Origin of the sequence: Bradyrhizobium sp. 160 (assembly GCF_023073735.1) — a bacterium.
GTDB lineage: Bacteria > Pseudomonadota > Alphaproteobacteria > Rhizobiales > Xanthobacteraceae > Bradyrhizobium.
On record NZ_JADPKD010000013.1, the window covers coordinates 100,166 to 120,000 of the forward strand.

Consider the following 19,835-nt stretch of genomic DNA (forward strand, 5'->3'; position numbering starts at 1 on the left):
TCAAACAATAACCCTAAATCGAAGCGGGCCCGTCAGGCCGCAGTGATGGCGGCGCACTTCAAGCGCCAGGAACTGCCGATCGAACGCTTCCACCGGCATTGGACGACAAAGAAGTACCCCTGCCCTTCCTCGCATCCCATGCTCACCAGAAAGTCCGCCGTGGCGCGGTTCTCGATACCTTCAGCCACGACTGTGAGACCGACCTGCTTGCTAAGCCCGATAGTCGAGCTGACGATCGCAGCATCGTCAGAATCGGCAAGCAGATCGACCACGAATGAACGATCGATCTTGAGCCCGTCGAGCGGAAACTTCTTCCGGTAGCTCAGGCTTGCATAACCGGTACCGAAAGCGTCGAACAGAATGCGGACGCCCAGCTCCTGGATCCGTTTGAACATGTCGAGCACGCGGCTTTCCTCATGGAGCAGGATGTCTTAGGTGACCTCCAGCTCGAGCAGCGGCGGCGTGAGCCCCGTCGCTTCGAGCAACGCCGCAAACGAATGCGCGAGATCGCCGGAGTGGAGCTGCGAGGGTGATAGGGTGATCACGACGCGCACGGCGTTGCCCGACAGTTCCCAGGCGCGTGCCTGACGGCAGGCGGTCTCCATCACGCAGTCCGCGATCCGCTCGGACAGGGCCGAAGTGTTCACCACGGGCATGAACTCCGCAGGCGAGACGTAGCCGCGCAAGGGGTGCCGCCAACGGATGAGCGCTTCAGCTCCGATCAGGCTGCCGTCGACCAGACGAACCTGGGGCTGGTAGAACAGTTGGAACTCGCCGCGATCCGCGGCAAGCGCCAATTCGCTCTCAAGCTTCAGCCGCTTCTCCAGCTCCTGTCTGATCGCACTCTCGAAGATCACGTGGCTGCCGCGCCGCGTCAGCTTTGCCTTGGTCAGCGCGAGATGGCCGTTGCTTAGGAGATCGTCAGCATTACGGCCGCCGTCGGGATAGATGGCAACGCCGATGCTGATCTTGACCTGATGCTGCCTTCCCGTTGCGAGCGGCGTTTCGAAGGCGCGCACGAGTCGCTCGGCGAATTCGGCAATCGGCTCGCTGGCGTCCGCGCAATCGCGCGCGACCGCATACTCGTCGCCACTGAGGCGCGCGACGATCGCCCCGGCGCCGACCTCAGTCGTCAGGCGCTCGGCGACCGCCCGCAGCACGAGGTCGCCCGCTGCATGCCCGCACATGTCATTGATTTGCTGGAAGCCGTCGAGCCCGAGCACGAGCAGTGCGAGGTCGGAAGAACGCCGCTCCGCCGCGGTGATCAGACCGATGAGGCTCGCCTGCAGCATGCTGCGGTTCGCAAGACCTGTCAGCGTACCATGTTCGGCGAGATACCTGACGCGCTCGGCCTCGCGCTTGGGCACCGAGATGTCGCGCAGGATCGCTCCATACTGAAAGCCGTCCGCTCCCTGCCAGCCCGAGAAGCTCGCCTCGACGGGAAATGTCTCGCCGTTCTTGCGTCCTCCCTCGAACTTGACGACGACGACGGCGCCGCCGGGAACCAGCAGCGCCTGGCGCGCGGCATCGTGCATGGACGGCCTCGCGTCGCCATCCCCAGGGCGCACAGCGTTCCGAACGGGCGACCGATTATTTCGGCAGCGTCGAGGCATCGCCGCGCACGGCGCTTTTGCGGCCTTTGCTCACAGACTTGCCTAAATTTAATCCCGTAACCTGCTCATGATCGCTCGATCCGGCGGTTGCCATTGACCATGTTCAGCCAAAGGTGATTGAGACGGAGCCATGAAGAGGGTGTTTGCAATCCTGGCGTTTCTCTGCGTCCTCGGGTTCGGCCAGTATTTCGTCGTCAGCCGGTTCGCGATCCGCCATGAGGCTTTGGCCCTGTTCGACGCTTCTCGCCAGCGGCCGATCTCGGTTGAGGTCGCGGTGAGACGCGACTACGAGACAAAGGCCAATCTCGGCCTCTGGAAGCTTCCGCTCGCCGTCATCAGCAACGGCAACACCGTCAAGGCAACCGAATATTCCTTCCTGGCCAACGTGCTCGCCGCACGCGGCTATCTGGTTGCCAGCATCCAGCAGGATCTACCGAGCGATCCGCCGCTGATGACCCATGCCGGCCAGCAATATGTCGGCCGGCGTGAAGTCTATGTCCGCTGCGAGGCCAACATACTGTTCGTCTTAGGCGAGTTGAAGAGGCGGCAGGTGAACGTCGACTACGACCACATCACTCTAGTCGGCCATTCCAACGGCGGCGATGTCTCGATGTATGTCGCCCATCAGCACCCGGAGCTGGTATCGAAGGTGATCACGCTCGACAATCTGCGGGTGCCTTTGGTGCTCAGCGACAACATGAAGATCCTGTCGTTCCGCTCGAAGGATCCGCATTTCGTGGCCGATCCCGGCGTGCTGCCGACGCCGGAAGAGGCAAAAGCGCGCGGTATCGACATCGTCCATACCGGCGCACAGCACACCGAGATGAGCGATCGCGGTCCCGATTCGGCCAAGGCGAAGATCCAGGAGACGCTCGATCGCTTCCTGCGTGACAGCGCCAGCAGCGCGCTCGCGCCGGCCGATACGAAGAGCCCGATGATCATGAACCCCGGCGACTATTAGCCAGAAACCCCTTTGCGGCAGGTCAAGGCAGCTCCGAGCCGCCATGATAGGAGGGTCCCGCGATCTCGGAGGGACACCGCGGCACGGGCGCCCGCATTCGTAGATCTATCGTTCGAGGCGCAGGCTGCTGCAGTCGATCATCGCGCGCATCGATCTCTCGCAATTCCAGAATACTCGATTTCTTCCTGCTCGACGGCGCGAAGATGCCGAGCTTCCCTTGAGCCGCACGGAAGCCGGCGACATCATGGCCTATACCGGATCGCTGCGCCGGTAGAACGCCGGGCGAACGTGACAGGTGGAATTGCAAATCCCTGCCGGAAGACCGACCGGATCAGCAGAAAAGGATGATGGACGGCGAATGAACCCATTAAGTGCCCATCATGGACCTGCCCGGCATCAGAATGCGCACTCGCCGGCGCGCAAAGTCAAATTTGTGGGCATGCAGCGCCGCACCAACAGAATCAGGACTTGTCCTTGCCCGGTTGCATGAAGCTGCCAGTCATCTGGCGCATGTGGTCCCCTGCGTTGGTGAACTGACTGCGCAGGAAGTCGGACTGAATTCGCATCGCTTCCTGAAGGTCTGTGGCGTGAACGAGCTTGCGCGCATGCTCGAACGCCGACTTCATGTTCTGTTCGGTGAAAGCGAGCGCCTGCTTCGACACCTCGGTCCCCGCGCCGGGAACGGTCGTCATCGATTTGGTGGCGGCTTCGAAAAACATGCCGAATGCCTTTTCCGCCTGGTCAATCGTCTTCTCGGCCAGGTCGCGCAGCTCGGCCGGAACTTCAAGCTTCGGGTCGATCATGGTCGCACTCCTCCCTTTTCCCGACTGAATACCACACTTACCGGATCGCCTTCCAGCGGGCCGGCCCCTGACGAGGGCTGCCTGGTGGGCCGAATCTGGCAGGAAACCAAGGAGAAGGCGTAAGGCCGGCGCGGCCTTACTCAGGACAGGGGATGTTCGGAAAGAGCTTCTTCGGTGGCGAGGTCTTCGACGAGCTTGATGACCTCGAAACGCTGCCGAGGCTCGAGCTTCAGGAACGCACGGAGCAGGCGCAGGCTTTCGACGGTGCCGCCCGCGGGCGCGCCTAGCTTGAGGTGCAGTTCAGCCGCGAAATTAAGGTTCTTCATCTCGCACCTATGACAAGCTTCGCCTTCACGTTCTTGCGTCGAAGTCGCACGCGAGGGACCGAACGCCGCAACCCGATTCTATGGGGATCAGTTCTCGGCCGCAGGCCCGGCTGTCTAGCATGGCCCAACCGAACAGGTTGCAATTATGCCAAGGAACAACTCATCCGGCAAGCCCAACAGCCGCTGTAGCAATGCGTCCGGATCGCGCCACGGCAATTCCGGATAACACGAATATCGACTGCCGTCACCTACCTGCGTCAAGAAGCGGCATCGATCACGCACACAGCCGAGATCGCTGTCAATTGGCCCTGCATTTCGACTTGTTTCCGATATGAACAGAGATAGGCTGACGCGAGCTGGCGCTTCGGCAGCATATACACGCAATTATTGAGTCGCGTCTCAGCGGTTGTATCGTCAGCGATAGGAAAGCCAGTGACCCGTACCGCATCCCTGAGCAGTCGATCGCATGCCCGCGGGCGAGGCCGCGGGCATGCGATCGCTAATTGCGCTGCCCTGCCCGTGGTGCCCCCGTCGTCGTGGCGAAGCCGTAGATCAGTGCCAGCCGGTCCAGGCATTCACGAAAACGCCGTGCAAAATAGTCGTTCCAGCGCTGCGTACGAACGGCGCGGCGCTGCCCGATCTGATCCATGGTCAAGCCCAGCACGAGCACGTCGTGCACCAGCGCCGCGCCGTCGGTGCCGAGTTCGCGCTCGACCCGATTCAGCCGCAGCACCGCCTGGCGCTGGCTCTCGGTAATCGTCTCGCGCGTGCGAGCGCCATCGACATATACACGGGTCGGGTCCATAGCCTGAGGCCCCCGCTCCGCCCTCTCCCAATCGCTCTGGAAGGCGCGCCCGCCGCGGTATTGTGCCTCGTCGATCTGATGGTGCGCGTGCAGCCGGCCGAGCGGATCGCTCCGGACCGACCGGATGGCCACGATCTTCTCGCCGGGGTCGACCGCCAGCGGATTGTCGACCTCGACTTCCGCCACCTCGGCATTGAACGGCACATCGCGGGACCGCCGGTCGTAGATTCCAGCCAGTTTGTAAGATTTGTTGCGTCGGGCAGGTGCCACTCGATACTCCTTTGTTTGCGAAATCGACGATGAACGGCTGGCCGCGGGTTCAGGCAGCGCAGATCAGCCTGAGCACGACGGGACGGGTGGCACGGGCGCACTCAGCTCCAGAACGGCGCGTCAGACGCGCATGCGGCGTGCAATAGCTGGAACCCGGCTGGCGCGGATGGCCACAGAAAGTGATTTCCTCCCCGTCCTTGTCGCCGCCACAGGGGTAGCGGCAGTCGTGGTCCGCAAGGTCGACCAGCGGGACCAACCGCGGCTGGATGCCGACGCACCGCAATTTGGCGCGCGCAGCAGGCTTCATGGCGGATTTCGGCGGCACATGCAGGTTCGGCAACGCCGACCGGCGCGGCGACGGCGGGCAAGCCTCGCCGGGCAGCGACGGCACGACCGATGGGCTCGTCATCCAAGCCGGTATGACGAGACCGAGCCGCTTGGCGCGGCCGACCACCGCGCTACGTGTGTAAGCCGTTCCAAACCTTGCATTAATCTCTCGGCCGATGGCCGCATAAGACATCCCCTTCAGAAAATAGTCGCGAAGCGCGTCGGAGTGCTCCGACGACCAATGGCCCGGTTCCATGCTGCTGTCCTGTGATGCACCCTCCGACCGCATGATCGCGAGGCGAAAGATACATTCCGGTATTCCGAATCTAAAAGTCAGGCGACAATTCTGATATTCATAATTGCATCAATTCCGAATTTCGGATTATAAGAGGCAAGACCATGCGCAATCGAGGGAATCACCATGTTGGACGTTGCAATGATCGAGCGGGGCCTGGAAAAGACCGGCAAGAGTAAGGGCGGCCTGGCGGCGGCCATGGGCGTGCGACCCGGCGCGGTCTCGGAGATCCTCGGCGGCGAACGCCTAGTGAAGGCTTCGGAGATCATTCCGATCATGGAATATCTCGAACTCAACCTCGCGCCGATCATGGGCCGCGTCGGCGCCGGCGCCGTGATCGAGCCCGATTATGAACAAGTTCCGCCGGAGGGACTCGGTGACATCACGCTGCCCTTCCCCATCATGGAAGAGACGGTCGCCTTCGAGATCGTGGGCGATTCGATGCTACCCAAGTACGAGAGCGGCGACGTGATCGTGGTCTACAAGGACCAGCGTCATCCGCTGTCGAGCTTCTATGGCGAGGAGGCCGTGGTCCGCCTCAAGACCGGCGAGCGCTATTTGAAGACCATCGAGCGTGGCAAAAGCCCCTCCGTGGTCAACCTCACCAGCTTCAACGCCAAGCCGATCGTCGGCGTGAAGCTCGAATGGGTCGGAGAGATCTGCCTGTCCATGCCCAAGGGACAGCTCGAGCGGCTGCGCGCCAAGTCGGCCCGCCCCCGCAAGAAGGGCAGGTAGCGCCGATTTCCGTTTTTGGAAGTCGCTCTTGACTTATTTCTGATTTTCAGAAATACTCTGCCGCACTCTCGACTACGGGTGCGGCAGGTTCGTTCTATGCAATATTTCGTCGTGATGATCGACTATGGGCGGGCGCGGCAGCGAGGCGGTCGTGGACCCCGAAATCACGAGGCGTGAGATCGTCTGCCGCATCGTTTCGGGCGAATACCGGAACGTCTCGTTCGTCCACGAAATCGCCGACAATTCGGTCGAGGACGTGACCGAGGCCATCCTGTCGGAGGCCGCCCTGCCCCAGATCCCGCCCGAAGATATCGACCTCCAGGCATGCCGCCTCGATCACGCCCGCGATCTGCGCAAGCACGAGCGGACGTGACGGAAGCTGGCAGCCTGCATCGCGCCGTCTCGAATGAACGTTACACCGTAAGCACGGTCGACCCCGTGGTCTTGCGCGCGGCGAGATCGGCATGCGCCTTGGCGGCGTCCTTAAGCGGATAGGTTTGGTGCACCTCGATCTTGACTGCACCGGACTTGACGACCTCGAACAGCTCGCCTGCCATCGCGACCAAACTTTCGCGCTTGGCGGCATAAGTGAACAGCGTCGGCCGCGTGACGTAGAGCGAGCCCTTCTGGGCCAGCAGGCCGAGATTGAGCGGATCGACGGCGCCGGAGGACTGACCGAACAGCGCGGCAACGCCGAGGGGCGCCAGGCAGTCCAGCGATTTCAGGAACGTGTCCTTGCCTACGGAATCATAGACGACAGGCACCTTCTTGCCGTCGGTGATTTCGTCGACGCGCTTCACGAAATCCTCGCGCGTGTAGACGATGACATGGTCGCAGCCATGCGCCTTGGCGAGCTTCGCCTTCTCGTCGTTGCTGACGGTGCCAATCACGGTGGCGCCGAGGTGCTTGGCCCACTGGCTCAGGATCAGACCGACGCCGCCGGCCGCGGCGTGGAGCAGGATGGTGTCGCCGGCCTTCACCCGATAGGTCTGCCGGATCAGGTACTGCGTCGTCAGCCCCTTGAGCATCATCGCCGCGGCAGTCTTGTCATCGACACCGTCAGGCAGCTTCAACAAGCGGTCGGCGGGGATCAGCCGGGCCTCGGAATAGGCGCCGAGCGGCGAGGCGCCATAGGCAACACGATCGCCCGGCTTCAGATCGGTGACGCCTGGGCCGACTTCCTCGATGACGCCGGCCGCCTCGCTGCCGAGCCCGCTCGGCAGCTGCGCCGGATACAGGCCCGAGCGGTTGTAGATGTCGACGAAATTGAGACCAACGGCGGTGTGGCGGATGCGTGCCTCGCCCGGTCCGGGCTTGCCGACGCTGACCTCCTCCCAGACCAGGACTTCCGGGCCACCGGTCTTGTGAAAGCGAATGGCATGCGTCATGGCGTTACTCCCTTATCGTTGCAGTGAATATCGTTGCGGTGAAGTTCGGAGAACCTGATCGCACTGGGAAGTAGGCATTTGGCCCGGCCGTTACAGTACCGATACGTAACAAGAATGTCACAGCGGCCGACAAATGTCCGCAGTTCCGGCTCTGTTCGGAAGAGTTGATGACGGGCCTGGCGCGAGTGGCGGTAGCCTCCACGCGGGGGTTTGGTGGTCGCCTGCGAAGGAGAGCCGAGATGCCAGCTTATGTTCAGCATCATCAGGATGTCGAGATCGCGCCAGTGACTTGCCCCACCTGCATGGGGTTCCTGCCGATGTATGTCCGCGAGGTCGAACCGCATTGGAGCCTTGCCAAGATCGACCTTGTCTATGAATGCGCCGATTGCGGCGCCGAGGTCAGACAGACCATCCGCAAGCCGAAGCTGCTGCGGCACTGATCGCGCGCCGGCGCACCGTTCAACTATTTGCGTTAAGCGGAAAAAACGCTGCACCCGCGGGTCTGGTGGCTCCCAAACGAGGCTTGTTCTTTGCCCGGAACGCAGGCAGAACAAGCCTCAAGCAAGACCTTTAGGAGCGCCGTTTCGTGGCTGATCAGAAGGCCTCGACCTCGATCGAGGCAGTGGAGAGCGGCCTCGCCGCGCAAGGCTATATCGCGAGCCGGCAGATCGCGACCGCCGTCTATCTGTCGCAACAGATCGAGAAGCCGATCCTGGTCGAGGGCCCCGCGGGCGTCGGCAAGACCGAGCTTGCCAAGGCGATTGCCGCTTGGCGCGGCATGAAGATGATCCGCCTGCAATGCTATGAAGGCCTGGACGAGGCCAAGGCGCTCTACGAATGGAAATACGCCAAGCAGCTTCTCTATACCCAGATCCTGAAGGACAAGCTCGGCGAAGTCCTGGGTGGCGCGCAGACGCTGCATGCAGCGCTCGACCAGCTCCACGATTTCGGTGACGTGTTCTTCTCGAAGGAATTCGTCGAGCCGCGGCCCCTGCTCCAGGCGCTGGAGCAGCCGGGCGGCTGCGTGCTCCTGATTGACGAGATCGACAAGTCGGATGCGGAATTCGAATCGCTGCTGCTGGAGATCCTGTCCGACTTCCAGGTCACCATCCCCGAGCTCGGCACCGTCTCGGCGATCACGCCGCCGACCGTGATCCTCACCTCCAACAGCGAGCGCGACCTCGGCGACGCCTTGAAGCGACGCTGCCTGCATCTGCACATCGGCTTTCCCGAGCACAGGCTGGAAGAACGCATCGTCGAGAGCCGCGTGCCCGGCATCTCGCAGGCGCTGCGCCGGCAGATGGTCGGTTTCATCCACGAGATCCGCTCACTCGATCTGAAGAAGCTGCCCTCGGTCAGCGAGACCATCGATTGGGCGCGCGTGCTGGTGCTGCTTCAGGCCACCGAACTCGATACCGAGATCGTCAAGGACACGCTCAACGTGCTCCTGAAATACGAAGCCGATATTGAAGCCGCGTCGCCGCAAGTTACGACCTTCATTGCCAAAGCGGCGCGGTCCAACGTCTTCGGTTGAGACCGATGCGCGAGAACCTCCATCGCTTTTTTCGGGCGGCCCGCGGCGCCGGCGTTCATGTCTCGCCCGCCGAAAGCATTGATGCGATGCGTGCGGTCAAGCAGGTCGGTTTCTCCGACCGCGCGATCTTGCGCGACGCCCTGCTGCTGACGCTCGCCAAGTCGCAGGACGAGAAGCTCGCACTCGGCGATTGCTTTGATCTCTTCTTCAGTCAGCCGGAACCGCGGCAGGATCAGCCTGAGGCCAGCAGCGATGACGCTTCGCAGGACCTAGATCAGTCGCCCTCATCGGACGCGGGCAGCGAAGCCGGTGAAGGTCAGCCTCCCCAGGAACTGGGCGCTCTTGCGCAGATGCTGCTGTCGCAGGATCGCAATGCGATCGCGGCGGCGATCGCCAGTGCCTCCGGTGTCGCCGCGCTGTCCGATATCCGCTATTCCACCCAGCGCGGCATCTTCTCCAGCCGCATCCTCGACGCCATGGGCCTCCAGCGCCTGCGGGACGATCTGGACCAACTGACCGCGACCAACCCGTCACTGGCCGAGCGTCTGCGCGCTGCGCTCGATGCCTTGCGCGAAGCGGTGCGCGACACGGTCTCCCAGGGGCTTGCGCTCTACGCCCGCGAGGAGGCCGAAAGCCTCCGCAACGAGATCCTGCGCAACGCGCCGCTCGCGCGCATCGAGCGGCGCCAGGTCGCCGAGATGCGTGCCCTCATCCGCCAGATCGCGCGCCGGCTGCGCGAGCGCTACTCGAAGCCGCGCAAGCGCCAGCGCCGCGGCCATCTCGACGTTCGCCGTACGCTCCGCCGCAACGCGGCCTGGGGCGGGGTGCCGTTCCTCACCGCCTGGAAACGCAAACATCGCGACCGGCCCAAGATCGTGGCCCTTTGCGACGTCTCCGGCTCGGTCGCCCAGGTCTCCGACTTCTTCCTGCTGTTGATCCACTCGCTGCATGAGGTGGTCGACGACGTCCGCTCCTTCGCCTTTTCCTCGCATCTGATCGAGGTCAGCGAGATCCTGGAGAACAACTCGCCGGAAGAGGCGATGGCCGAGATCATGTCCAAGGTCGGTTTCGGCTCGTCCGACTACGGCTCCTCGCTGGCCGATTTCGAGAAGGAATTCATGAGCGCGCTGACGCCGCAGACCACGGTCATCGTGCTCGGCGACGCCCGCAGCAATAACCTCGACCCGCGCGCCGACATCCTGCGCCGTATCTCCGAGCGCTCAAAGCGGCTGGTCTGGCTCAATCCCGAAGGACGGCTCGCCTGGGGCTTTGGCGATTCCGAGATGCCGCGCTATGCGACCTTTTGTAGTGTCGTGCGCCAGTGCGCCACCGCGCAGCAGCTCGAGCGCGCGGTGTCCGATATCGTGGCCACTTATCAGTGAAGGCCTAACACGCCCCTGTCTGAGGTCAGGCGGCGGTCAACTCGGCCCGGGCGATATTGCACTCCCGAAAGTGATACGCAATTTCGTCGAGCGCGCGCTGCTCCCATTCCTGGGCTTGCGCGAGCCAGAAAACCCGCCGCTCAAAATCGAGCGCGGCACGCTCGCGGCACAGAGATTCTTGACTGCGAATTTCCACCAGCCTGTTCATGCAGTCCACCTCTGCCTGTGAAGCCATTCCCCGCGAACCTAACAGGGCCCCGAACGCTCCGTCCCATCATTTCTGTGCATATTGCGACGCAGAATGGGACAGTAGCTGTTCCCGTGCAGCGCAGCAGTTCGCGCCGCAACACAAGCCTAAATCATCAATATGTGATCGAGGTCTGGGACAATATTTGCGCTCAAACGATCTTAACTCCTATGACGCAATGAAGTGCGGCAATTCGGTGAAGAGACGTTCTAAACAACTCACCGAATTCCCGACTCATTGTCGTCGCATGGTGTTCATGCAGCGCCGCTAACAGAGGCGCGCAAACGTTACTATCGCTTGAGGCAGCATGAGCAACGATGTCGACTTCGATCTTTCGCCGGATCAATGGGAAGCGCTACGCACGCTTCGCAATCCGGCATCGAACGGTCGCCTCTCGAAAGCCTATCTGGTCGAAAGCCTCATCAAGCTCGGCCTTGTTGTCGTCAATGGCGGCGTGCCTGAGATGACGCCCACCGGACGCAAGGTGCTGGTCCGCGGATCGTGCCGGCTGCTGGATCTCGCAGCGTAGTGCGAACGGCGGTTGGCCGCCCTCACCCGAACATCAATTCTCGCCGAAATCGGATCAGATGACCTTGGCAGCAAGAGTGCTCGAGGGTGGCCCCGCCGACTGCTTAACCGACGTTGCGGATCAGTCATTCCCATTGGAGGAGCGGCGTTCCATACGCCCTCCTCCAGACCGACAGGAAACGCGGGAACCAGGAGTGCGCCACAGCACCCTTGTAGGCCCAGGTGCGATATTTGAGGCCCCGCTCGGACAGCAATTCCTGATAGCCGCCATGGACCTCGGTTGCGGTCCGAATGTCCTTCAATATTCCCTGGGCGCAGGCCCGGTAGGTGTCGCTCCCCGAGAATTCGTCGTAATCCAGCATGCGATCCGCAAACTCGACGTTGAATGTCGGCCAGGATGAGCGTCCCTGGTAGGCGGGAGCGGCGATCTTGTGAATCATCTTGGTCTGCGGATTATCTGCCGACACCAGGAAGTGGAACGTGTTAGGGATGCGGAAGCGCGGCTCCGCAATGATTAAATCCGCCGTGGCCGCGAACAGCGCCCGCTCGCACTCCTCGTTCAGGTCCCAGAAGCCGCGATGCACGCTGACGAAATCCAGCGCAACCGAGGACGCTGGCGGAGCCGCCGGGCCGTCCAGCGAATGTCTGATATAGCCGTCCTTGCCGAACAGCCGGAGCAGGTCCTTCTTGTACTGCCCGAGGTGACGTCCCAGCAGCCGCTTTAGCTCATTCTCGTCCACGACTCCGAGCTGAATGCCCCACACGAACGTCGTGTACACACAGGCATTTGTGACGAACCGCCGTCGCTCGGCGCGGGTGTCGGTGGCTGCAGAGCGCGGGGCGCGGGCATCGCACAGCAAATATCTGGTGCCGCCATCGTCGAATGACTCCAGCTCGCTTGCGAGCTGCAGGATCGCCCGCTTCAGGTCGGCTCCGTATTCGGCCAGCAGCAGACGGCCGGCATGCGCGCATTGCGACATCGCCAGATAGGACGACGCCCTGTCCTCCGCGGAAACCATCTGCTGGAGACCGGCCAAGATACCGAGCAGCGTATCCGAAGGACGCGAGAAATAATTCACGCCGAGATGCCGGCCGCGTCCCGCCGGCACGATGGTCGTGGTGACGACGCCAGCGCGAACCGCCTCCAGCAACAGATGCACGCTCCTTTCGAGCAGATTGGCCCGTCGCACCGCGTCATGCGAATCCATGATGGTTTGGGGATCGAGAATGTCGGGATAGAACCAGGCAAAGTCGCGCGGATAGTACGCGCAGGCGTGCGGCGCCCCCGTGACGAGGAAAGTCTCGGTCGCCGAGAAGGCGCTGTCCATCGAGTGCCGGTAAAGGTCCGCGATAGCCGAGAGTGAATGAGGTGACTGCCTCAGGAATCGATCGCCGAGAAAATTCACCGCCTGAAGCGCGTTGGCAACGAAGGTCGCTGTCAGGCCCTGATAAAACCGGTTCTCACGACGTGATGGAAAAGAGGTGCCGCTGTTCATAGGTGTCTTCGAATTGTGTCTCGTGATCCCGGCAATACGCCGCGAGTTTCTAGAGCTGTCTGATTCGTGTCTCTATCCGGTGACTTGCGGGCTCGACTTACCTTCCCAGGGCCTGAAAATTCTCGATCACCCGCAGCAGCACGCGGGCGCCAACTTCGGCATCGGCGAGCTCGACATGCTCGTCCGGGTGATGACTGATGCCGCCGCGGCAGCGCACGAAGATCATGCCGACATCGGCAATGTCGATCATCGCCATGTCGTCGTGGCCTGCTCCGCTCGGCAGCTCGAATACTGAAAAGCCTTCCGCTCCGATCGCCTGAGCGATCTGCTCCTTGAGCCAGGGCGCACAGGGTGCCGTGCCGTTCTCGTGCGTGACGTCGAGCTGAAGCACCAATTGCAGGCGCTTCGCGATCGCCTCGATCTGGCGGACGATGTCGGCGACTGCACGCTTGCGATGCATGTCGATTGGCGCGCGCATGTCGATGGTGAAAGACACCTCGCCCGGGATGACGTTGGTCGCGCCGGGCCTTGCCTGGATGTATCCGACGGTCCCGACCAGCCCGCCCTCGTCGGTCCGGCAAAACTGCTCGACAATGCATTCGGCCGCGCCGGCGAGCGCATCACGCCGAAGCGCCATCGGCACCGTGCCGGCGTGCCCGGCCATGCCGGTCAGCCGCGCGGCAAGACGCGTCGCGCCCGCAATCGCGGTGACGACGCCGACAGGCAGGTTCTGTGCTTCCAGCACCGGACCCTGCTCGATATGCAATTCAAGGTAGGCAATTAGCTCGCGCCGCGTCCGTGCAGCCGCGCCGATATGATCGGGGTCAAGGCCGAACGTGATGAGCGCATCGCGCATCGACACGCCGTCACGGTCGCGCGTGTTCAGGACGCTCTTGTGCCGGCCACCGCACGGCTGCCGAGCAGGGTCGAGGCGAAACGTACCCCCTCTTCATCGGCAAAGCCGACGACCTCGATCGCGAACGGCAAGCGCCTGCCGCGGCGGTTGAGATCTGCGACACAGGCGATCGCGGTGATCACGCCGAGAGGCCCGTCCCATTTGCCGGCATCGCGCACAGTGTCATAGTGCGAGCCGAGCATCAGGCAGGGCGCACCCGGCCGCTCGCCTTCGTAGCGGCCACAGACGTTGCCGATCGCATCGAGATGCGCGCTCATGCCGGCCTCGCGCATCCAGCCCAGGATGAGGTCCGCAGCCTCGCGCAACTCCTTGCTCAGATAGATGCGGGTGAGCTTGCCGGCCTCTTGCGAGATCGCACCGAGCTCGTTGATGCGACGCACGATTTCTTCGCCGAGCGATGTCCTCTGAACGGCGTTCCCAGCAACCATCTCGGCTTTCCATCTTTCGGGGACCCCAGCAGCGGAGGTCCTGATGACAATCGATACAAGTTGGATGCGAGCGAAAATCGCGCACCGGCGCTGTCCCAATCCGGGCGTGATTAGCATGAACGCGAGTAGCCCGCCGGCAGTCTCCCGGCATGCACACGCACGGACAGGTTAAAGCTGCTTAACTCCATTGCATACAATTGGGAGTTACTGCCCATAAATTAATCTGTCGATATCCTGATCAGGATTCAGGCAGCATAGAGAATCTTATATTTCAATAGCTTATCCGCAATTGAACACTCCGCAGCCTGTGGCACGAAGCTTGCGACACGTGTCCCGAGCTCCGCCAGATCGGCGGCAGCCGCGAGATCGAGGCGGGGCATCCGCCCAGGGGAGCAAGCAATGGATTTTGGCAGGATTTCACGACGGCATTTGTTGCAAGGCGGTACGGCCCTGACCCTCGGCGCCGCGGCTGGCCTCCGCCCGGCCTTCGCAGCCGAGACGACCATCGGCTTCATCTATGTCGGCTCGCGTGACGACTACGGCTACAACCAGGCGCACGCGCAGGGGGCAGCGGCGCTGAAGAAGATTCCCGGCCTCAAGGTCATCGAGGAAGAGAAGGTGCCGGAGACCGACGCGGTCGAGAAGACGATCGAGTCCATGATCAATCTCGACGGCGCCAGCCTGCTCTTCCCGACCTCGTTCGGCTACTACAATCCGCACATGATCAAGATGGCCAACAAGTACCCGAAGCTCCGTTTCGAGCATTGCGGCGGCCTGTGGAGCGACAAGGATCCGAAGAACGCCGGCAGCTATTTCGGCTATATCGACGAAGCTCAATACATCTGCGGGATCGTCGCCGGCTACACCTCGAAGAGCGGCAAGCTCGGCTTCGTTGCGGCCAAGCCCATCCCGCAGGTGCTGCGCAACATCAACGCTTTCACGCTCGGGGCCAGGCTCGCCAATCCCAAGGCGACCACGCAGGTCATCTTCACCGGTGACTGGTCGATGCCGGTCAAGGAAGCCGAAGCCACCAACAGCCTGATCGACCAGGGCGTTGACGTGCTCACCTGCCATGTCGACGGTCCCAAGACCATGGTCGAGAATGCGGCACGACGCGGCGCCTTCGTCTGCGGCTATCACACCAACCAGTCGCCGCTCGCGCCGAAGGCGTATCTCACCGGCGCGGAGTGGAATTGGGAAGCGCTCTATCCGAAGTTCGTGAAGATGATTGCCGCCGGCGAGAGCATCCCGAACTTCTACCGCGGCGGCCTCAAGGAAGAGATCGTCAAGACATCGCCCTATGGCGAAGCGGTTTCCGCAGAGGCCCGCAAGCACGCCGACGACGTAAAAGCCAAATTCCTGTCGGCTGAAGGCTACGCCATTTTCAAGGGAGGGCTGGTCGACAACAGGGGCAGGACCGTGATCGCGGCCGGCACCGATCGCGGTCAGAAGGATCCCGAGCTCGAGAAGATGGACTATCTCGTCGAGGGTGTGATCGGAGCCACTTCGTGACAACGGAAGCTGCGGATCCCCTTGACGCGGCCGGGACGATCGCCCCGGCCGCCGATCCCGGCTTTCTCCAGCGCCACGGCGCAACAATTGAATACATCCTCATCCCGGGCGCGGCGCTCGTCGGCGCGCTCGCGGTCTTCGGCATCTTCGTCGCGATGTTCGGCAAGAATCCGCTCGACCTCTATTTCTACATGTACTACGGCGCGTTCGGCACCTGGTTCTCCTGGCAGAACACGCTCACGCGCGCTGCTCCCTTGATCCTAACAGCACTCTGCACGGCGCTGCCCGCGCAGCTCGGCATGGTCATCATCGGCGGCGAAGGCGCGCTCCTGATCGGCGCATTGTCGGCAACCAGCGCCGCATTGGCGCTCCAGGGCCTGCCGCCGCTTGTCGTCCAGACTTCCATGGTCATCGCCGGCGTGATCGGCGGAGGCTCGTGGATCATGCTGTCGGGCGGCTTGCGACAGTATCGCGGCGTCAATGAGACCATATCGAGCCTCTTGCTCGTCTACATCGCGCTCGCAATCCTCAACCATCTCGTCGAAGGCGCGATGCGCGATCCCGCGAGCCTCAACAAGCCCTCGACGCGCGAGATCGGCGCCGCCAACATGATCGGCACCATTCCCGGCACCGATGTGCATTGGGGCCTGGTGTTCGGCCTGACCGCCGCGATCGCCGCCTACGTCCTGGTCTATCACACCGTGTTCGGCTTCGCCGCGCGGATTGCCGGCGGCAACATCCGCGCCGCGAAGATCGTCGGCCTCGGCGTCGACAAGCTGATACTGACCGTTTGCTTCCTTGCCGGCGGCGCCGCTGGCCTTGCCGGCATGGTCGAGGTCGCCGCCGTGCAGGGACGCACCAATGCCAACCTTGCGGCCGGCTACGGCTTCACCGGCATTCTCGTCGCCTTCCTTGCGCGGCAAAGTCCGCTCGCCATCATCCCCGTCGCCATCCTGCTCGGCGGTATCAGCGCCAGCGGCGGCCTGCTGCAACGGCGCCTGGGACTGCCGGATGCGTCCGTGCTGGTGCTCCAGGGCATCATCTTCGTCTTCGTGCTGGCCAGCGATGCGCTCTACGGCCGCACCGGGTTCCTGAAGGGAAAATCCTGAGATGGCAGACGGATCGATCGGACTCTGGACCGTCCCGCTCGCCGTGCTCGGCGGCGCCATTCGCGTCTCCACGCCGTTCCTGTTCGTGAGCTTAGGGGAATGCATCACCGAGCGCTCCGGCCGCATCAATCTCGGCCTCGAAGGCACGTTGGTGATGGGCGCGATGAGCGCCTATGGCATCTCCTATCTCACGGGCTCACCGTGGCTTGGCGTGCTCGCCGCCGGCATCACCGGCGCGCTTTTGGGCGCGCTGCACGCCGGCATCTGTTCGCTGCCGCGCGTCAACGACGTTGCAGTCGGCATTGCGCTGATGCTGTTCGGCACCGGGCTTGCCTTCTACCTTGGAAAGCCGCTCATCGAGCCCACCGCGCCGCGGCTGCCCGCGATCGATTTCGGCTGGTGGAGCGACGTCCCGCAGGTCCGCGCTGCACTGCGTGTCAACGTCCTTTTTCTGATCGGCCTCGCGCTTGCGCCGATCCTGTACTGGGCCTTCCGCATCACGCGTTGGGGCTTGCTCATCCGTACCGCCGGCGAGAGCTCGGACGCCGCGCGCGCGATGGGCCACTCCGTGCTGCTGATCCGCCTGCGCGCCACCATGATCGGCGGCTTCCTCGCCGGCATCGGCGGCTCGTTCCTTTCGCTGTTCTATCCCGGCAGCTGGAACGAGGGTCTCTCCTCGGGTCAGGGCATCACGGCGGTCGCACTCGTGATCTTCGCACGCTGGGATCCCCTGCTCTGCCTATGGGCCTCGCTCGCCTTCGGCGGCGCCGCGGCGCTGGGGCCGGCGCTGCAATCTGTCGGCGTCACCTCCGGCTATCACCTCTTCAATGCCGCGCCCTACATCCTGACGCTGGCGATCATGATCGTCACCTGCTCGCCCAAACGCACACTGACCGGCGCCCCGGCCGAATTGTCGATCACCCGCTAGAGAGCAAGATTATGCCCGAGCGCCACATCAAATCCGAACCCTATGCCTGGCCCTACAACGGCGATCTTCGTCCCGAGAACACGGCGCTCATCATCATCGACATGCAGACCGATTTCTGCGGCGTCGGCGGCTATGTCGACAAGATGGGCTACGACCTCTCGCTGACGCGGGCACCGATCGAGCCGATCAGGAAGCTGCTCGCAGTGATGCGCAGCCAAGGCTTCCATATCATCCACACCCGTGAAGGCCACCGCCCCGATCTCTCCGATCTTCCCGCTAACAAGCGCTGGCGCTCGCGCCAGATCGGCGCCGGCATCGGCGATCCCGGCCCCTGCGGCCGCATCCTGGTGCGTGGCGAGCCCGGCTGGGACATTATCCCGGAGTTGGCACCGCTGCCGGGCGAGCCGATCATCGACAAGCCGGGCAAGGGCTCGTTCTGCGCCACCGACTTGGAGCTGATCCTGCGCGTGCGCGGCATCGATAATATCGTGCTGACCGGGATCACGACCGACGTCTGCGTTCACACTACGATCCGCGAGGCCAACGATCGCGGCTTCGAATGCGTGCTGCTGCACGATTGTTGCGGCGCGACCGACAAGAGCAACCATGACCACGCGCTGAAGATGATCAAGATGCAGGGCGGCGTGTTCGGCGCGGTCTCAACCTCCGACGCCGTCATCGGAGCGATTTCGTGATCATCGGCGAAACGCCACCGCCGTCAGGCGCCTTCGGCGTCGACGCCGTCGCCATGACGATGCGCTTCGGCGATTTCTTGGCGCTGGACAATGTCGAGCTGAAAGTGCGGCCGGGCTCCTTCCACGCGCTGCTCGGCGAGAACGGCGCCGGCAAGTCGACCCTCGTCAAATGCATCATGGGCTATTACCACGCGACCGAAGGCGACATCCTCGTCGGCGGGCGCGAGCAGGCGATCGGCAATCCGAAGGACGCCCACGCGCTTGGGCTCGGCATGGTCTATCAGCATTTTACACTGGTGCCCGCGATGACGGTCGCGGAAAACCTCGTGCTGGCCCGCGACGACGTGCCGGCCGTGGTGAACTGGTCGAAGGAGATGAAGGAGCTCGAAGCGTTCTTGAGCCGCATGCCCTTCAAGGTGCCGCTCGGCGCGAAAGTCGCGGACATCTCTGCCGGCGAACGGCAGAAGTGCGAGATCCTCAAGCAGCTCTACCTGAGGCGTCGGTTCCTGATCCTGGACGAGCCGACCTCGGTACTGACGCCGGCAGAAGCCGACGAGGTGCTCGGCATGCTCCGCGATATGGTCGTCAGGGGCGAGCTGACCATCCTGATGATCACGCACAAGTTCCGCGAGGTCATGGCCTTCGCCGATGACGTCACGATCCTGCGCCGCGGAAAGCTCGCCGGAGCCGGCAAGGTCGCCGACCTCACGCCGGACGCGATGGCACGCACCATGATTGGCGCCGAGCAATTGACGGTGCAGCCGCCGCGCACCGGCGCGGCTGGCCAAACCAGGCTCGAACTGCAAAAGCTTCGCGCACTCGACGATGCCGGCGCAGTCGCCGTGCATGACGTCTCGCTCACCGTCCGCGCCGGCGAGATCGTCGGCATTGCAGGTGTTTCCGGCAACGGCCAACGCCAGCTGGTCGAGGTGCTGGCGGGCCAGCGCGAAGCCGAACGCGGCGAGATCCGTGTTGCCGGCGATCCGTACCGCGCCAGCCGTGAGGAAATGCGGCGGCACAAGATGTCGCTTCTGCCCGAGGAGCCGCTGAAGAACGCCTGCGTCGGAGGCATGAGCGTCGCCGACAACATCGCCTTCCGCGAATTCGACCGTGCGCCCTTCGCCCGTGGCGGCTGGTGGCTCAATCGCGGCGCCTTTCGCGACGAGGCAAGGACGAAGATCGCGCAGTACAAGATTAAGACCCGCACGCCGGACACGCCGATATCGGCCCTGTCGGGCGGCAACGTGCAACGCGCCGTGCTCGCCCGTGAGCTAGGCGGCCATGTCGAGGTTCTGATCGCGGCCAATCCCTGTTTCGGCCTGGACTTCGCCGCGGTGGCGCGGATCCACGCCGAGATCATGGCCGCGCGCAACCGCGGCGCCGCCGTGCTGCTCGTCAGCGAGGACCTTGATGAGCTGCTCGAACTGTCCGACCGGCTGGTGGTGATGTTCCACGGCGAATTCGTGTATGAAGCACGGACCAGCGAGGCCGATCTCACCGTGATCGGCCGCCACATGGCGGGACACTGACCAGGGAG

General features: G+C 63.1%; 18 protein-coding genes and 3 pseudogenes. 12 read left to right on the forward strand and 9 right to left on the reverse strand.

The features are described 5' to 3' along the window. Positions 1-1,600 (reverse strand): annotated as a pseudogene (locus IVA98_RS06605) (putative bifunctional diguanylate cyclase/phosphodiesterase); the annotation flags it as partial. Between the two features lie 143 nt (positions 1,601-1,743). Between IVA98_RS06605 and IVA98_RS06610 the strand changes: the two are divergent. Further along, positions 1,744-2,574 (forward strand): alpha/beta fold hydrolase, encoded by an 831-nt coding sequence (locus IVA98_RS06610; RefSeq protein ID WP_247354526.1) that lies wholly within the window; start codon positions 1,744-1,746, stop codon positions 2,572-2,574. Between the two features lie 461 nt (positions 2,575-3,035). Here the strand turns inward: IVA98_RS06610 and IVA98_RS06615 are convergent, their stop codons facing one another. The 4 genes from IVA98_RS06615 to IVA98_RS06630 all read right to left on the reverse strand — a co-directional run bounded on the left by IVA98_RS06615 (position 3,036) and on the right by IVA98_RS06630 (position 5,361). Then, positions 3,036-3,377, reverse strand: a complete 342-nt coding sequence (locus tag IVA98_RS06615; protein ID WP_247301816.1) for a phasin — start codon at positions 3,375-3,377, stop codon at positions 3,036-3,038. A 140-nt stretch (positions 3,378-3,517) separates the two neighbouring features. Continuing rightward, positions 3,518-3,703: a hypothetical protein gene (locus IVA98_RS06620; protein ID WP_247354527.1), complete on the reverse strand. Its 186-nt coding sequence runs from the start codon at positions 3,701-3,703 to the stop codon at positions 3,518-3,520. 499 nt (positions 3,704-4,202) lie between these two features. Beyond that, entirely contained in the window at positions 4,203-4,778 is a 576-nt protein-coding gene (locus IVA98_RS06625) for a hypothetical protein (RefSeq protein ID WP_247354528.1), read from the reverse strand. Positions 4,779-4,827: 49 nt separating this feature from the next. Continuing rightward, entirely contained in the window at positions 4,828-5,361 is a 534-nt protein-coding gene (locus tag IVA98_RS06630; RefSeq protein ID WP_247354529.1) for a GcrA family cell cycle regulator, read from the reverse strand. A gap of 165 nt (positions 5,362-5,526) precedes the next feature. Between IVA98_RS06630 and IVA98_RS06635 the strand changes: the two genes are divergently transcribed. Next, on the forward strand, positions 5,527-6,135 hold the full coding sequence (locus IVA98_RS06635; RefSeq protein ID WP_247280567.1) for a S24 family peptidase: 609 nt from the start codon (positions 5,527-5,529) through the stop codon (positions 6,133-6,135). 96 nt (positions 6,136-6,231) lie between these two features. After that, positions 6,232-6,508 (forward strand): annotated as a pseudogene (locus IVA98_RS06640) (hypothetical protein). A 40-nt stretch (positions 6,509-6,548) separates the two neighbouring features. Here the strand turns inward: IVA98_RS06640 and IVA98_RS06645 are convergent. Next, entirely contained in the window at positions 6,549-7,523 is a 975-nt protein-coding gene (locus IVA98_RS06645; RefSeq protein ID WP_247354530.1) for a quinone oxidoreductase family protein, read from the reverse strand. 239 nt (positions 7,524-7,762) lie between these two features. On the opposite strand from IVA98_RS06645, the gene IVA98_RS06650 reads away from it, so the two are divergent. The 3 genes from IVA98_RS06650 (at position 7,763) to IVA98_RS06660 (ending at position 10,439) form a co-directional block, all read left to right on the forward strand. Continuing rightward, entirely contained in the window at positions 7,763-7,963 is a 201-nt protein-coding gene (locus IVA98_RS06650) for a hypothetical protein (protein WP_247301825.1), read from the forward strand. Positions 7,964-8,109: 146 nt separating this feature from the next. Beyond that, on the forward strand, positions 8,110-9,057 hold the full coding sequence (locus IVA98_RS06655; RefSeq protein WP_247301828.1) for an AAA family ATPase: 948 nt from the start codon (positions 8,110-8,112) through the stop codon (positions 9,055-9,057). Positions 9,058-9,062: 5 nt separating this feature from the next. Beyond that, the gene (locus IVA98_RS06660; RefSeq protein ID WP_247354531.1) at positions 9,063-10,439 is read left to right on the forward strand and encodes a vWA domain-containing protein; all 1,377 of its coding nucleotides are present in this window, start codon (positions 9,063-9,065) and stop codon (positions 10,437-10,439) included. A gap of 25 nt (positions 10,440-10,464) precedes the next feature. Here IVA98_RS06660 and IVA98_RS06665 read toward each other — a convergent pair whose 3' ends face one another. Beyond that, complete coding sequence (locus tag IVA98_RS06665; RefSeq protein WP_247354532.1) at positions 10,465-10,647, reverse strand: hypothetical protein; 183 nt, start codon at positions 10,645-10,647, stop codon at positions 10,465-10,467. Between the two features lie 346 nt (positions 10,648-10,993). On the opposite strand from IVA98_RS06665, the gene IVA98_RS06670 reads away from it, so the two are divergent. After that, entirely contained in the window at positions 10,994-11,215 is a 222-nt protein-coding gene (locus IVA98_RS06670) for a hypothetical protein (RefSeq protein WP_247280561.1), read from the forward strand. A 124-nt stretch (positions 11,216-11,339) separates the two neighbouring features. Here the strand turns inward: IVA98_RS06670 and IVA98_RS06675 are convergent, their stop codons facing one another. Both IVA98_RS06675 and IVA98_RS06680 read right to left on the reverse strand, forming a co-directional pair. Continuing rightward, positions 11,340-12,710 carry a hypothetical protein gene (locus IVA98_RS06675; RefSeq protein ID WP_247354533.1) on the reverse strand — a complete coding sequence of 457 codons (1,371 nt, stop codon included), beginning with the start codon at positions 12,708-12,710 and terminating at the stop codon, positions 11,340-11,342. 97 nt (positions 12,711-12,807) lie between these two features. Further along, a pseudogene (locus tag IVA98_RS06680) lies at positions 12,808-14,054 on the reverse strand (allantoate amidohydrolase). A 399-nt stretch (positions 14,055-14,453) separates the two neighbouring features. Between IVA98_RS06680 and IVA98_RS06685 the strand changes: the two are divergent. From IVA98_RS06685 to IVA98_RS06705, 5 genes are read left to right on the forward strand one after another with little or no spacing between them, the layout of a single operon-like run. Beyond that, entirely contained in the window at positions 14,454-15,566 is a 1,113-nt protein-coding gene (locus IVA98_RS06685; protein WP_247354534.1) for a BMP family ABC transporter substrate-binding protein, read from the forward strand. Continuing rightward, positions 15,563-16,675, forward strand: a complete 1,113-nt coding sequence (locus IVA98_RS06690) for an ABC transporter permease (protein WP_247354535.1) — start codon at positions 15,563-15,565, stop codon at positions 16,673-16,675. The genes IVA98_RS06685 and IVA98_RS06690 overlap by 4 nt, the downstream gene beginning before the upstream one ends. Before the next feature lies 1 nt (position 16,676). After that, the gene (locus IVA98_RS06695) at positions 16,677-17,603 is read left to right on the forward strand and encodes an ABC transporter permease (protein ID WP_247354536.1); all 927 of its coding nucleotides are present in this window, start codon (positions 16,677-16,679) and stop codon (positions 17,601-17,603) included. Between the two features lie 11 nt (positions 17,604-17,614). After that, on the forward strand, positions 17,615-18,298 hold the full coding sequence (gene biuH, locus IVA98_RS06700) for a biuret amidohydrolase (RefSeq protein ID WP_247354537.1): 684 nt from the start codon (positions 17,615-17,617) through the stop codon (positions 18,296-18,298). Then, positions 18,295-19,827 (forward strand): ABC transporter ATP-binding protein, encoded by a 1,533-nt coding sequence (locus tag IVA98_RS06705; RefSeq protein ID WP_247354538.1) that lies wholly within the window; start codon positions 18,295-18,297, stop codon positions 19,825-19,827. Before biuH ends, IVA98_RS06705 begins: the two co-directional genes overlap by 4 nt. Positions 19,828-19,835: the final 8 nt, after the last annotated feature.

Coding starts and splice junctions, on each gene's coding strand:
- IVA98_RS06610 (WP_247354526.1), top strand. CDS start 1,744: ATGAAGAGGGTGTTTGCAATCCTGGCGTTTCTCTGCGTCCTCGGGTTC.
- IVA98_RS06615 (WP_247301816.1), bottom strand. CDS start 3,377: ATGATCGACCCGAAGCTTGAAGTTCCGGCCGAGCTGCGCGACCTGGCC.
- IVA98_RS06620 (WP_247354527.1), bottom strand. CDS start 3,703: ATGAAGAACCTTAATTTCGCGGCTGAACTGCACCTCAAGCTAGGCGCG.
- IVA98_RS06630 (WP_247354529.1), bottom strand. CDS start 5,361: ATGGAACCGGGCCATTGGTCGTCGGAGCACTCCGACGCGCTTCGCGAC.
- IVA98_RS06635 (WP_247280567.1), top strand. CDS start 5,527: ATGTTGGACGTTGCAATGATCGAGCGGGGCCTGGAAAAGACCGGCAAG.
- IVA98_RS06645 (WP_247354530.1), bottom strand. CDS start 7,523: ATGACGCATGCCATTCGCTTTCACAAGACCGGTGGCCCGGAAGTCCTG.
- IVA98_RS06650 (WP_247301825.1), top strand. CDS start 7,763: ATGCCAGCTTATGTTCAGCATCATCAGGATGTCGAGATCGCGCCAGTG.
- IVA98_RS06660 (WP_247354531.1), top strand. CDS start 9,063: ATGCGCGAGAACCTCCATCGCTTTTTTCGGGCGGCCCGCGGCGCCGGC.
- IVA98_RS06665 (WP_247354532.1), bottom strand. CDS start 10,647: ATGAACAGGCTGGTGGAAATTCGCAGTCAAGAATCTCTGTGCCGCGAG.
- IVA98_RS06670 (WP_247280561.1), top strand. CDS start 10,994: ATGAGCAACGATGTCGACTTCGATCTTTCGCCGGATCAATGGGAAGCG.
- IVA98_RS06675 (WP_247354533.1), bottom strand. CDS start 12,710: ATGAACAGCGGCACCTCTTTTCCATCACGTCGTGAGAACCGGTTTTAT.
- IVA98_RS06685 (WP_247354534.1), top strand. CDS start 14,454: ATGGATTTTGGCAGGATTTCACGACGGCATTTGTTGCAAGGCGGTACG.
- IVA98_RS06695 (WP_247354536.1), top strand. CDS start 16,677: ATGGCAGACGGATCGATCGGACTCTGGACCGTCCCGCTCGCCGTGCTC.
- biuH (WP_247354537.1), top strand. CDS start 17,615: ATGCCCGAGCGCCACATCAAATCCGAACCCTATGCCTGGCCCTACAAC.